Below are 13459 nucleotides of genomic sequence, written 5' to 3'. Positions count from 1 at the left end.
GATCTGAATCTGAATAACAGGCAAAAAAAAAACGACATCCGGAGATGTCGTTTATCTGGTTCGGTATCGGCTTAGCCGTAGATATTTGCGCGATCGCGCAGCTCTTTGCCTGGCTTAAAGTGGGGAACGTATTTACCTTCCAGATCCACTTTGTCACCCGTTTTCGGGTTACGTCCAGTACGCGGAGCGCGATAGTGCAAAGAAAAGCTGCCGAATCCCCGGATTTCGATGCGTTCGCCCTGTGCCAGCGTAGTGGCCATGTGCTCAAGCATCTCTTTTACTGCATCCTCAACGACTTTCGCCGGTATATGAGTATGCTGTCCCGCCAGTCTTTCGATCAGTTCTGACTTGGTCATGTAACCTCCGGTTTATCCCTGTGGGAATGTATGACAGCTTTTACCGAAACCGGGTGGTTGCCCACCCGGTGCTTCAGGTCGATTACTCGCCTTTAGCCGCTTTGAACGCTTCAGCCATAGCGCTAGAGAAATTGCCTTCTTCCTGTTTGGTGTTAACAGTATTGATAGCTTCTTTCTCATCAGCCTGGTCTTTCGCACGGACAGACAGGCTTACGACACGGTTTTTACGATCAACGCCGGTGAACTTAGCTTCAACGTCGTCGCCAACGTTCAGAACCAGAGTTGCATCTTCAATGCGGTCCAGTGAAGCTTCAGAAGCGCGCAGGTAACCCTCAACGCCGTCTGCTAATTCAACTGTAGCACCTTTAGCATCAACTGCAGTCACTTTACCGGTGACGATGGCACCTTTCTTGTTCAAAGTGATGTAGTTGTTGAACGGATCTTCTGCCAGCTGTTTAACGCCCAGAGAGATACGCTCGCGCTCTGCATCAACCTGCAGTACAACGGCAGCGATTTCGTCGCCTTTTTTGTACTCACGAACGGCTTCTTCGCCAGTCGCGTTCCAGGAGATGTCAGACAGGTGAACCAGACCGTCGATGCCGCCGTCCAGGCCGATGAAGATACCGAAGTCAGTGATTGACTTGATTTTACCTTCAACACGATCGCCTTTGTTGTGCGTCTCAGCGAACAGCTGCCATGGGTTAGATTTACACTGCTTCAGACCCAGGGAGATACGACGACGCTCTTCATCAATGTCCAGAACCATAACTTCAACAACATCGCCTACGTTAACAACTTTAGACGGATGGATGTTTTTGTTGGTCCAGTCCATTTCAGACACGTGTACCAGACCTTCAACGCCTTCTTCGATTTCCACGAAGCAGCCGTAATCAGTCAGGTTGGTAACACGACCGGTCAGGCGCGTGCCTTCCGGATAGCGTTTAGCGATAGCAACCCATGGATCTTCGCCCAGCTGCTTCAGACCCAGAGAAACACGGGTACGCTCGCGGTCGAACTTCAGCACCTTAACGGTGATTTCGTCGCCAACGTTAACGATTTCGCTTGGATGCTTAACGCGTTTCCATGCCATATCAGTGATGTGCAGCAGGCCATCAACGCCGCCCAGATCAACGAATGCACCGTAGTCAGTGAGGTTCTTAACGATACCTTTAACTTCCATGCCTTCCTGCAGGTTTTCCAGCAGCTGATCGCGCTCTGCGCTGTTTTCGGATTCGATAACCGCACGACGTGAAACCACGACGTTGTTGCGTTTCTGATCCAGCTTGATCACTTTGAACTCAAGCTCTTTGCCTTCCAGATGCAGCGTATCGCGCACCGGACGCACATCTACCAGTGAACCTGGCAGGAACGCACGGATACCGTTGAGCTCAACTGTGAAGCCGCCTTTAACTTTGCCGTTGATAACACCGGTAACAGTTTCAGCGTCTTCGTAAGCTTTCTCCAGCGTGATCCATGCTTCATGGCGCTTAGCTTTCTCACGGGACAGCAGGGTTTCACCGAAGCCGTCTTCCACTGCATCCAGAGCAACATCAACTTCGTCGCCAACCTGGATTTCCAGTTCGCCGGCTGCGTTCTTGAACTGCTCTGCAGGAATTGCAGATTCAGATTTCAGACCCGCATCAACCAGAACGACATCTTTGTCGATAGAAACGACGATGCCACGAACGATAGAACCCGGGCGGGTTTCGATTGTTTTTAAGGATTCTTCAAATAGTTGAGCAAAAGATTCAGTCATATTGATAATCTTCAGGATTCTTCAATTTAACGTCCATCTGACTTCATGTCGGATGGGGTTGTTTCACATGCCCGGCACCGGATCCGTGGTACAGGGTGATAAATTCAGTTAAGCCGGGATGCCCAGCTTCTCGCGGGCATAGTGTAGCGCGTTTTCAATGACCTGGTCGATAGACATCTCGGTAGAGTCCAGAACCAGTGCATCAGTAGCAGCCACTAAAGGCGCAATTGCGCGGTTACGATCGCGGTCGTCGCGTTCTTTTATCTCGGCTAAAAGGCGGTCAAAGTTAACATTAAAGCCATTTCCCTGCAACTGTAGCATACGTCGCTGAGCACGCTCTTCCGGGCTGGCATCAAGGAAAATCTTTACTGGCGCATCCGGGAAAACCACGGTGCCCATATCACGGCCATCAGCGATCAAGCCCGGCATCTCGCGGAAACCGCGCTGGCGACGCAATAACGCTTCGCGCACCCGTGGAAACGCAGCAACACGTGATGCGGTGTTGCTGACCTCCTGAGTGCGGATTTCACCGGTGACATCTTCACCTTCAAGTATGACCTGCATTTCACCGTTTTGTGACAAAAAGCGCACATCAAGATGCGCAGCAATCGGTACCAGCGCCTCTTCAGATTCAATGTCCACCTGATGATGCAATGCGGCTAACGCCAGCACGCGATAAATAGCACCGGAATCCAGCAGATGCCACTGCAGCGATTCTGCCATCGCTTTGCACAGGGTTCCCTTTCCCGCTCCACTTGGCCCATCAATAGTTATGACCGGGGCAGTTACTGTCATTATTCCCTCCTGTTGCTGCGTGCATTATGACCTTAAGGCCACTCTTAATGCTTAGCATTATACGCTGCATAGCAAGGCTTGGTTACCCTTTCGCACTGACGGGGTTCGAAATGTTAGTCAATTCAGAGGATATCGGTGCGGTTGCAACCAGATTAAATCAGGGAGAGATCCGGTGCGGAACCGCACCGGAAAGGCGATATCAGGCGTGCTGGCTGATTTTAGCCAGCTGAACAAAATAGTCCGGGAAGGTTTTCGCTGTACAGCCAGGATCAAGAATGGTTACCGGCGTATCAGAAAGTGCAACCAGAGAAAAACACATCGCCATGCGGTGGTCATTGTAGGTGCCAATATCTGCATGAATCAGCGTCGCTGGCGGTGTAATACGGATGAAATCATGACCTTCTTCGACTTCCGCCCCTACTTTACGTAATTCCGTGGCCATTGCGCTCAGTCGATCGGTCTCTTTTACCCGCCAGTTATAAATATTACGTAACTGGGTAGTACCCTCTGCAAACAGCGCGGTGGTCGCAATGGTCATTGCAGCATCAGGGATATGGTTCATATCCATATCGATAGCCTGCAGTTTTCCGGCTGTGCAGGCAATGTAATCATCACCCCACTCAATCACAGCGCCCATCCTTTCCAGCACGTCAGCAAAACGAATGTCGCCCTGCACACTCTGGCGTCCGATACCGGTGACGCGAACCGTGCCGCCTTTTATTGCGCCGGCAGCCAGAAAATAGGAGGCGGAAGAGGCATCGCCTTCAACCAGGTAATCACCCGGTGACTGATACTGTTGTTGTCCCTTAATCAGGAAGCGCTGATAGTTCTGATTCTCAACCTCGACGCCAAAGCACTGCATCAGATTCAGGGTGATATCGATATAAGGTTTGGAAACCAAATCACCTTTGATGGTGATACAGGTATCCTGCTGCGCCAGCGGGGCGGTCATCAGAAGTGCCGTCAGGAACTGGCTGGAGACGCTGCCATCCACGCTGACGTCACCCCCGGTGAAACCTCCGCGTAAACGCAGCGGCGGATAGTTTTCGTTTTCCAGGTACTCAATTGTTGCTCCCCCCTGACGAAGCGCGTCAACCAGATGACCGATGGGACGCTCTTTCATGCGGGGTTCGCCCGTCAGTTCGATATCGTGCTCGCCCAGACAAAGTGCCGCGGCCAGAGGGCGCATTGCGGTTCCGGCATTGCCCAGAAACAGCGACAGCGGTTGAGAGGAGTGCAGTGGTCCGGCATTTCCCGTCACTTCACACACGGTGCGATCGCCAGAAAGCGTATAGTTTACGCCCAGCGCGGTCAGCGCATTCAGCATATGCTTCACATCATCGCTGTCGAGCAGGTTGGTGAGACGGGTTGTACCTTCAGCCAGCGCAGCCAGCAGCAGTGCGCGATTGGAAACGCTTTTCGAACCGGGCAGATTTACGGTGCCATCGACGCGTGCGATCGGTTGGAGAGTCAGGGAGTCCTGCATGTGAAACGAAATCCTCAAAAAATACAGAGACCTCACCATATGGCGAGGTCTGGCATCAGCATCAACGCTGATATCTTAGTAATCAGCCGTGACGGCGTTCAAAGTCGACCATGAAATCGGTCAGCGCCTTCACACCTTCCAGCGGCATCGCATTATAGATAGAGGCACGCATACCGCCTACTACACGATGTCCTTTGAGCGCATGTAATCCCGCCTTAAATGACTCTTCCAGGAACAGTGCATCGAGCGACGCATCCGCCAGCTGGAAAGGAATATTCATGCGTGAGCGATTTTCTTTGGCCACATCGTTACGGTAGAAGCCACTGTGATCGATAACGCCATAAAGCAGGTCGGATTTTGCCTGATTGATACGATCAATTTCGGCTACGCCACCCTTCTCTTTCAGCCATTTAAATACCAGGCCTGAGAGATACCACGCAAATGTTGGCGGGGTATTAAACATCGAATCATTATCGGCTAGCACTTTGTAATCGAGAATTGAAGGTACCGAGGCGTGCGCCTGACCCAGCAGATCTTCGCGAACGACAACCAGCGTTAATCCGGCCGGACCGACATTTTTTTGCGCGCCTGCATAAATCACGCCATAGCGGCTCACATCGATCGGACGTGACAGAATGGTAGATGAGAAGTCAGCGACAACCGTTTTACTGCCGAAATTGGGCTGTTCATCAATGGCGATGCCATCGATAGTTTCATTCGGGCAGAAGTGCAGGTAAGCAGACGATTCGCTCACCTGCCATTCGCTCATCGGCAGAATAGCACGTTTACCATCGCGGGTGGTTTTCACATCCAGCGTGCGTGGGGAGCAATACTTTTCCGCTTCTTTAATTGCACTGTGCGCCCAGTAGCCGCCATCGACATAGTCGGCGCTGGTCGCTTGCCCGAGCAGATTACCCGGTACAGCAGCGAACTGCGCACGCGCGCCGCCATGACAGAATAAAACTTTGTAATTAGCCGGTATTTTTAGCAGATCACGGAAGTCCTGCTCCGCTTCCTCAGCCACCTGAATAAACTCTTTACTGCGGTGACTGATCTCCATTACAGAGGTACCCAGACCGCGCCAGTTCGTCAGCTCCTGTTCTGCACGACGAAGGACTTCAACCGGTAGCATCGCCGGGCCAGAGCTAAAATTATAAACTTGCGTCATTTCCCCTCACCACTGTCATATCGAACGGTTATGAATAACCATCCGGTTTTATCACTGCATTCTGATAGCTGCAATCATAAATCAGGGGGCGGTCACATTTTCTGAATCCGGCTCGCCGGAGGTTATGTTACCAATGCAAATCTGAACGGAATTTTGTGAGGCTCTATCCAGCTCCACCAATCCGCATTTGGCCTGAGTGCCGCTGTGATGAAAACTAAGCCAGTAAAAATGTCCCGCCCTGATAGCGGTCAGTTAGCAAAATCCGTATCATGGCGCGCTTTACGCACCCTATGACAACAGAGAGAGCGGCACTATGACGCAAACATTTATCCCGGGCAAAGATGCCGCACTGGAAGACTCCATCGCGCGTTTCCAGAACAAGCTGCAGGATCTTGGCTTTAATATTGAAGAAGCCTCCTGGCTTAATCCTGTTCCCCATGTCTGGTCTGTGCATATCCGCGACCGCGATTGCCCGCTCTGCTTTACCAATGGTAAAGGCGCCAGTAAAAAAGCGGCACTGGCCTCTGCACTGGGCGAGTATTTTGAGCGTCTCTCTACTAACTATTTTTTTGCTGACTTCTGGCTGGGGAAAAAGATCGCTAACGGTGATTTTGTTCACTATCCCAATGAAAAATGGTTTGCGTTACCAGAGGATGATTCCTTACCTGAAGGCATTCTGGATGCGCGCCTGCATGCGTTTTACGATGCCGACAATGCTCTGACGGCTTCCGGCCTGATTGATTTGCAGTCCGGCAATGCTGAGCGTGGTATCTGCGCTCTGCCCTTTACCCGCCAGTCCGATCAGCAAACTGTCTATATCCCGATGAACATCATCGGCAACCTCTATGTCTCAAATGGCATGTCGGCGGGCAACACCGCGAATGAAGCGCGTGTTCAGGGATTGTCAGAAGTGTTTGAGCGCTACATTAAAAACCGCATTATTGCTGAAGCAATCAGCCTGCCAGCGATTCCTGATGAGGTGATGCAGCGTTATCCTGACGTCATTGAGGCGATTGCGCGCCTTGAAGCGGAAGGCTTCCCGATTTTCGCCTATGACGCCTCGCTGGGCGGCAAATATCCGGTTATCTGTGTGGTGCTGTTTAACCCGACCAACGGCACCTGTTTTGCTTCCTTTGGTGCGCACCCTGATTTCGGTGTGGCGCTGGAGCGTACCGTTACCGAGTTGCTGCAGGGTCGCAGCCTCAAAGATTTGGATGTGTTTACACCACCGACCTTTGATGACGAAGAAGTGGCTGAACATGCCAACCTTGAAACACACTTCATCGATTCAAGCGGTCTGATCTCCTGGGATCTGTTTAAAGAGACGGCAGATTATTCCTTTGTCGACTGGTCTTTCGCGGGTAGCACCGAGCAGGAATTTGCTACGCTGATGGCGATCTTCGCTTCAGAAGATCAGGAAGTCTATATCGCTGACTACGAGCACCTGGGTGTCTATGCCTGCCGCATCATCGTACCTGGCATGTCTGATATCTACCCGGCGGAAGATCTGTTCCTGGCGAATAACAGCATGGGTGCTGGCATGCGTGAAACCCTGCTTGCCCTGCCTGACAGCAACTGGAATCCGGAAGAGTATCTGGATCTGATTGGACAGCTGGATGATGAAGGTTTTGACGACTTCACCCGCGTTCGCGAGCTGCTGGGCCTGGCAACCGGTAAAGACAACGGCTGGTACACGCTGCGAATTGGCGAATTAAAAGCGATGCTGGCGCTGGCGGGCGGCGATCTGGATCAGGCATTGATCTGGACCGAGTGGACAATGGAGTTTAACAGCTCAATCTTTACGCCAGAGCGGGCTAATTACTATCGTTGCCTGCAGACCCTGCTGTTGCTGGCAATGGAAGATGAGCGCGATCCGCTGCAGTATCATCACGCCTTCCTGCGTATGTATGGTGAGAACGCAATGGAAGCGGCTTCCGCTGCTATCAGTGGTGAGAATCCGTTTAACGGGCTTCAGGCTGTGGATGAAGAGTTGCAGGCATTCCCGGCCCATCAATCCCTGCTTGCTGCCTACGAAAAACTGCAGGCTGCTAAACGTCATTACTGGAAAAAAGCGTAAGGCATAACGCCTGAAGCTGGAAACAGATAGCTCAACATGGCACTGGATTTATCTGGTGCCATAATTTCCCTCTATCTCAATGAAACATTAGCTGTAATAAAAATACCCTCCGCCACATTGCATCATTTCACTTAACATATAAGATATTAATTCGTAACATAGACTGAATTTATAGTGCGAGCAACTGCATCTCATTAAAATATATTTGTATTTTTAAAATTTATTTAAACTTATTATTTCAATAAGTTACGCTATTATTTTTTCATTTCCATGCGAGATGATGGCGACCATTTCGGCAAACATGATCCACATCAATTACTGACCTATACTCCTTTGTTAGTATTTTTTCAGACAACTTCAGGAGTAAGTTAGTGTGAAAACTGACAACCCTTTTAATCTTTTATTACCAGCCGCAATGGCGAAAGTGGCCGAAGAGGCCGGTATCTATAAAGCAACCAAACATCCCTTTACTACCTTCTTTCTGGCAATAAACGCTGGCGTATTCATCTCAATCGCATTCGTTTTTTATATTACAGCGACTACCGGCAGCGGCGCGATGCCCTATGGCATAGCCAAACTAATTGGCGGTATCTGTTTCTCACTCGGTTTGATGCTGGTCGTGGTGTGTGGTGCCGACCTTTTTACCTCGACAGTATTAATCGTCGTGGCTAAAGCCAGTGGTCGCATCAGTTGGGGTCAACTGGCCCGCAACTGGTTTAACGTCTACGCCGGTAACCTGGCAGGTGCACTCTTCTTTGTCGCCCTGATGTGGTTTGCCGGACAGCATATGGTTGCGAATGGTGCCTGGGGCTTAAATGTCCTGGAAACCGCCGATCACAAAATGCATCACACCTTTATAGAAGCAGTCTGTCTGGGTACATTAGCTAATCTGCTGGTCTGCCTCGCCGTCTGGATGAGCTATTCAGGTCGCAGCCTGACCGATAAGCTGGTCGTGATGATTCTGCCTGTTGGGATGTTTGTCGCCAGCGGTTTCGAACACAGCATCGCCAACATGTTTCTCATTCCCTATGCCATTACTATCCGCGACTTCGCAACACCTGAGTTCTGGCAGGCTGCTGGCACTACGGCTGCACAGTTTCACGCGCTGACCGTCAGTAACTTTATTCTCCACAATCTGATTCCCGTAACGATCGGTAACATCATCGGCGGTGGCGTTCTGGTTGGGCTGACTTACTGGGTTATCTATCTCCGCAAAGGTGACCAGGTACATTAAACGCATTTTTGACGGCACAGGACGTTGACTGTGCCCGACCGTAAAGTCTCTTCATATAAGGCAGGTATATTATGACCGAACTTAATGCAAAACTGGCTTCAGCATGGGAAGGATTTGCTGAAGGCGAATGGCAGAACAGCGTCAATGTGCGCGACTTCATTCAGAAAAACTACACCCCCTATGAAGGTGATGAGTCATTCCTGGCGGGCGCCACTGAAGCGACCACCAAACTGTGGGAAAGCGTGCTGGAAGGCATCAAAATTGAGAACCGCACCCACGCGCCAGTCGACTTCGACACCGATCTCGCCTCCACGATTACCTCGCACGACGCGGGCTACATTAATAAGTCTCTGGAAAAAATTGTTGGGCTGCAGACTGAAGCGCCATTAAAACGCGCCATCATTCCTTATGGCGGTATCAAAATGGTCGAAGGTTCATGCAAAGTGTATGGCCGTGAACTTGACCCTTCTCTGAAAAAAATCTTCACCGAATACCGCAAAACACACAACCAGGGTGTATTCGATGTTTATACCCCGGACATTCTGCGCTGCCGCAAATCAGGTATTCTGACCGGTCTTCCTGATGCTTATGGCCGTGGCCGTATTATCGGTGACTATCGTCGTGTGGCGTTATACGGCATCGATTTCCTGATGGCGGATAAATTCGCTCAGTTCGCATCACTGCAGGAAGATTTAGAGAACGGTGTGAATCTCGAAGCAACCATTCGTCTGCGTGAAGAGATCTCCGATCAGCATCATGCGCTGGCCCAGATTAAAGAGATGGCCGCAAAATATGGTCATGACATTTCAGGCCCGGCAACCAACGCAATGGAAGCTGTGCAGTGGACTTACTATGGTTATCTGGCTGCCGTTAAATCACAAAACGGTGCTGCCATGTCATTTGGCCGCGTCTCAACCTTCCTGGATGTTTACATTGAGCGTGACCTTAAAGCCGGTAAGCTGACGGAAGAACAGGCTCAGGAACTGATTGACCATCTGGTCATGAAACTGCGCATGGTTCGCTTCCTGCGTACCCCGGAATATGATGAGCTGTTCTCTGGTGACCCAATCTGGGCAACCGAATCACTGGCAGGTATGGGCGTTGATGGTCGCACACTGGTATCAAAAAGTACCTTCCGCTTCCTGAATACCCTCTACACCATGGGTCCTTCACCTGAGCCAAACATGACCATTCTGTGGTCAGAAAAGCTGCCCATTAATTTCAAAAAATACGCCGCTAAAGTCTCTATCGATACCTCATCTTTGCAGTATGAGAACGATGACCTGATGCGTCCTGATTTCAACAATGATGACTACGCCATCGCCTGCTGCGTGAGCCCGATGATTGTCGGCAAACAAATGCAGTTCTTTGGCGCACGTGCCAACCTGGCGAAAACGCTGCTTTACGCAATCAACGGCGGCGTGGATGAAAAACTGAAAATGCAGGTCGGACCGAAAGGCGACAAAATCAGCGACGACGTGCTGGATTTCGACACCGTCATGGAGCGTATGGATCACTTCATGGACTGGCTGGCAAAACAGTATGTGACTTCGCTGAACATCATCCACTACATGCATGATAAGTACAGCTATGAAGCGGCACTGATGGCTCTGCATGACCGGGATGTCTATCGCACCATGGCCTGTGGTATCGCCGGTCTCTCTGTTGCTGCGGATTCACTTTCTGCAATTAAATACGCCAAAGTGAAACCGATTCGTGACGAAGATGGTCTGGCGATTGACTTCGACATCGAAGGTGAATATCCACAGTTCGGTAACAACGACGCTCGGGTTGATGACCTGGCCTGCGATCTGGTTGAACGCTTCATGAAGAAAATTCAGCAGCTGACGACCTATCGTAATGCCGTGCCGACGCAGTCTGTTCTGACCATCACCTCGAACGTGGTGTATGGTAAGAAAACAGGTAACACGCCGGATGGACGTCGCGCTGGCGCACCGTTTGGACCTGGTGCAAACCCGATGCATGGTCGTGACCAGAAAGGTGCGGTGGCTTCACTGACTTCTGTCGCTAAACTGCCGTTTGCCTATGCGAAAGATGGTATCTCCTATACCTTCTCAATCGTGCCAAACGCGCTGGGTAAAGATGATAATGTGCGCAAAACCAACCTTGCCGGTCTGATGGATGGTTACTTCCATCACGAAGCCAGCATTGAAGGCGGCCAGCACCTTAACGTCAACGTTATGAACCGTGAAATGCTGCTGGATGCGATGGAGCATCCAGAGAAATATCCGCAGCTGACGATTCGCGTTTCAGGTTACGCTGTACGCTTTAACTCACTGACTAAAGAGCAGCAGCAGGATGTGATTACCCGTACCTTCACACAGTCACTGTAATCACGGCTAAACCCGATAAAAGGCTCCTCGCGGAGCCTTTTCCTTAAAAGTCTGTTCTGATGGTCATCTTAATCAAGGTTCCCACCAGAATCGATTTCCTGCCCTGAGCGCAACAGAGATTGCGCCGTCTGTCCCGGCAGACTCACTGGAGAAACATCGCAATGTCAGTTAACGGTCGTATCCACTCATTTGAATCCTGCGGGACCGTCGACGGTCCGGGCATCCGCTTCATCACCTTCTTCCAGGGCTGCCTGATGCGCTGTCTCTATTGTCACAACCGTGACACCTGGGACACTCACGGCGGCAAAGAGATCAGCGTCGAGGCGCTGATGGCGGATGTGCTCTCCTATCGCCACTTTATGAACGCCTCTGGCGGCGGTGTTACTGCGTCAGGCGGTGAAGCGATTCTTCAGGCTGAATTTGTGCGTGACTGGTTCCGCGCCTGCAAGGCCGAAGGCATCCATACCTGTCTTGACACCAATGGCTTCGTACGCCGCTACGATCCGGTAATCGACGAACTGCTCGACGTGACTGACTTAGTGATGCTCGATCTGAAACAGATGAATGACGATGTGCATCAGATTCTGGTAGGTGTATCCAATCATCGTACGCTGGATTTTGCCCGCTACCTGCAGAAAAAAGGCAAGCGGACCTGGATCCGATTTGTTGTGGTACCTGGCTATTCTGACGATGATGACACCGCGCATCGGTTGGGTGAATTCACACGTGACATGGAGAACGTCGAGAAGATTGAATTGCTGCCCTACCACGAGCTGGGTAAGCATAAATGGATTGCGATGGGTGAAGAGTACAAGCTGGATGGGGTGAAACCACCGGCGAAAGAGACGATGGAACGCGTTAAGAATATTCTCGCCAGCTACGGCCACGAAGTGATGTATTGAAGAATCGGTCACAAAAAAGGGAGCCTAACGCTCCCTTTTTACTGTTCAGCGATCAGGCATGTGCCACTGGCGTCGCCTGCTGGTCCGCTTTACGCAGCAGCATCAGCAGATAGATCAGCGCTACTGCGGCAATCATCACAAACAGCAGCCGGTCAGAATAATTCTGCATCAGAACGGCGGTCATTGCCGGTCCAGCCAGACTGCCAACGGTATAACTCATCAGCAGCGCCTGATTCATCGCAACCAATTCATGATGTGCAACCGTCTCACAAGCCCAGGACATGGCCACCGGATAGAGTGTGAAGCCCGCCAGCCCCAGAACAAACAGTGCTGGTGCCATTGCGGCATTGGTTAGCATGGCCATCGCACCCAGGATAACGACAAAGACCTGCACCCGCAGCACCAGCAAGCGACCGAAACGATCGGCCAGCCGACCAATTGGCCATTGCCCGACAATACCGGCGCTGACCAGTAACGCCATCCAGTAGCCGACATTGGCATCACTCATTCCCTGATGCGACAGGTAAAGCGGCATCAGGCCATAAAGCGAGCCTAAGACGATACCGGAGATAATGCAGCCATTGATGCCGAGCCGTGAACTGCGACGACGAAGCATCGGCCAGATGCGAGCCGGTGCCGCTTCAGCCGCTTCACCGGTGGCTGATACCCGTGTGAAGACCAGCGGCAGTACCGCGCAGAACACCAGCGAAGTGACCCAGGGTACCACGCTCAGCAATTCTGTTGAGAGGGTGCTGACCAGTAACTGACCGGTTACAGTGCCGAGATAATAAACAATCATATAGGCAGCCAGTAGCTGTCCACGATTGCGGACGGTTCCGCTACAGAGAAGTGCGCTTTCAACCACGACCCACATCAGTGCACAGCCTGTGCCCGCGACAAAACGAAGCGAACTCCACGCCCAGAAACCTTCCATCGTTACCAGGCAAATCGTTGCCACGGCAAAGAGCCCGGTTGCCAGATAATAACTGCGATTAAACCCGTAATGCCTGATTAACCAGCCAGCCAGCAATGTACCTGCCAGATTGCCGGTGTAATAAGAGGAACTTACGATGCCCACCTGCCAGGTTGTCAGTAAGTCATGCGTCAGCCACAGTGGAACAAGCGTATTCAGCACGGCAATGGCGACAGTCATTAACATCAGGCCGCAAAGCAGCAATATCACGGGGCGTGACCAGGTTGACATAGGGGATAGAAACCAGAGCAAAATGAAGGAAATTGCGCGCAGTTTGCCACTGGCTTTTTTAAAGTCAATGGGCTGATTTTTACAGCAGCACATTTTGCTGCGGGACAATTTAATTTACTAATCTTCA

At 51.2% G+C, this 13459-nt stretch carries 10 protein-coding genes; 4 read left to right on the top strand and 6 right to left on the bottom strand.

Features of this window, described 5'->3' with window-relative positions; all coding sequences use genetic code 11:
• Window positions 1-71 precede the first annotated feature (71 nt).
• From ihfB to serC, 5 genes are all read right to left on the bottom strand, one after another.
• Complete coding sequence (ihfB, locus tag AC6I8C_RS06250; RefSeq protein ID WP_003849360.1) at window positions 72-356, bottom strand: integration host factor subunit beta; 285 nt, start codon at window positions 354-356, stop codon at window positions 72-74.
• A gap of 82 nt (window positions 357-438) precedes the next feature.
• Window positions 439-2112 (bottom strand): 30S ribosomal protein S1, encoded by a 1674-nt coding sequence (rpsA, locus tag AC6I8C_RS06245; RefSeq protein WP_003849352.1) that lies wholly within the window; start codon window positions 2110-2112, stop codon window positions 439-441.
• Window positions 2113-2220: 108 nt separating this feature from the next.
• On the bottom strand, window positions 2221-2907 hold the full coding sequence (cmk, locus tag AC6I8C_RS06240) for a (d)CMP kinase (RefSeq protein WP_497821914.1): 687 nt from the start codon (window positions 2905-2907) through the stop codon (window positions 2221-2223).
• Between the two features lie 199 nt (window positions 2908-3106).
• Entirely contained in the window at window positions 3107-4393 is a 1287-nt protein-coding gene (aroA, locus tag AC6I8C_RS06235) for a 3-phosphoshikimate 1-carboxyvinyltransferase (RefSeq protein ID WP_497821913.1), read from the bottom strand.
• A gap of 82 nt (window positions 4394-4475) precedes the next feature.
• A complete protein-coding gene (serC, locus tag AC6I8C_RS06230; RefSeq protein WP_370426233.1) occupies window positions 4476-5561 on the bottom strand; it encodes a 3-phosphoserine/phosphohydroxythreonine transaminase in 1086 nt (361 codons plus the stop codon).
• A gap of 313 nt (window positions 5562-5874) precedes the next feature.
• On the opposite strand from serC, the gene ycaO reads away from it, so the two are divergent.
• The 4 genes from ycaO (at window position 5875) to pflA (ending at window position 12128) form a co-directional block, all read left to right on the top strand.
• Window positions 5875-7638, top strand: a complete 1764-nt coding sequence (ycaO, locus tag AC6I8C_RS06225) for a 30S ribosomal protein S12 methylthiotransferase accessory factor YcaO (protein WP_497821912.1) — start codon at window positions 5875-5877, stop codon at window positions 7636-7638.
• 373 nt (window positions 7639-8011) lie between these two features.
• Window positions 8012-8872 carry a formate transporter FocA gene (gene focA / locus AC6I8C_RS06220; protein ID WP_033782513.1) on the top strand — a complete coding sequence of 287 codons (861 nt, stop codon included), beginning with the start codon at window positions 8012-8014 and terminating at the stop codon, window positions 8870-8872.
• A 71-nt stretch (window positions 8873-8943) separates the two neighbouring features.
• Complete coding sequence (gene pflB / locus AC6I8C_RS06215) at window positions 8944-11226, top strand: formate C-acetyltransferase (protein ID WP_013357310.1); 2283 nt, start codon at window positions 8944-8946, stop codon at window positions 11224-11226.
• Window positions 11227-11387: 161 nt separating this feature from the next.
• Window positions 11388-12128 carry a pyruvate formate lyase 1-activating protein gene (gene pflA / locus AC6I8C_RS06210; RefSeq protein ID WP_033732109.1) on the top strand — a complete coding sequence of 247 codons (741 nt, stop codon included), beginning with the start codon at window positions 11388-11390 and terminating at the stop codon, window positions 12126-12128.
• A gap of 52 nt (window positions 12129-12180) precedes the next feature.
• On the opposite strand, the gene AC6I8C_RS06205 is transcribed toward pflA, so the two are convergent.
• Window positions 12181-13332 carry an MFS transporter gene (locus AC6I8C_RS06205; protein ID WP_497821911.1) on the bottom strand — a complete coding sequence of 384 codons (1152 nt, stop codon included), beginning with the start codon at window positions 13330-13332 and terminating at the stop codon, window positions 12181-12183.
• Between the last annotated feature and the right edge of the window lie 127 nt (window positions 13333-13459).

Source organism: Pantoea sp. X-Soil-YNGN-844, from assembly GCF_059730595.1.
This window is presented reverse-complemented; position numbering and strand designations above follow the sequence as displayed.

What these genes read in the sequence shown, in the direction of transcription:
- ycaO (WP_497821912.1), top strand. Translation starts at nt 5,875, where the DNA reads ATGACGCAAACATTTATCCCGGGCAAAGATGCCGCACTGGAAGACTCC.
- cmk (WP_497821914.1), bottom strand. Translation starts at nt 2,907, where the DNA reads ATGACAGTAACTGCCCCGGTCATAACTATTGATGGGCCAAGTGGAGCG.
- rpsA (WP_003849352.1), bottom strand. Translation starts at nt 2,112, where the DNA reads ATGACTGAATCTTTTGCTCAACTATTTGAAGAATCCTTAAAAACAATC.
- aroA (WP_497821913.1), bottom strand. Translation starts at nt 4,393, where the DNA reads ATGCAGGACTCCCTGACTCTCCAACCGATCGCACGCGTCGATGGCACC.
- pflB (WP_013357310.1), top strand. Translation starts at nt 8,944, where the DNA reads ATGACCGAACTTAATGCAAAACTGGCTTCAGCATGGGAAGGATTTGCT.
- serC (WP_370426233.1), bottom strand. Translation starts at nt 5,561, where the DNA reads ATGACGCAAGTTTATAATTTTAGCTCTGGCCCGGCGATGCTACCGGTT.
- ihfB (WP_003849360.1), bottom strand. Translation starts at nt 356, where the DNA reads ATGACCAAGTCAGAACTGATCGAAAGACTGGCGGGACAGCATACTCAT.
- pflA (WP_033732109.1), top strand. Translation starts at nt 11,388, where the DNA reads ATGTCAGTTAACGGTCGTATCCACTCATTTGAATCCTGCGGGACCGTC.
- AC6I8C_RS06205 (WP_497821911.1), bottom strand. Translation starts at nt 13,332, where the DNA reads ATGTCAACCTGGTCACGCCCCGTGATATTGCTGCTTTGCGGCCTGATG.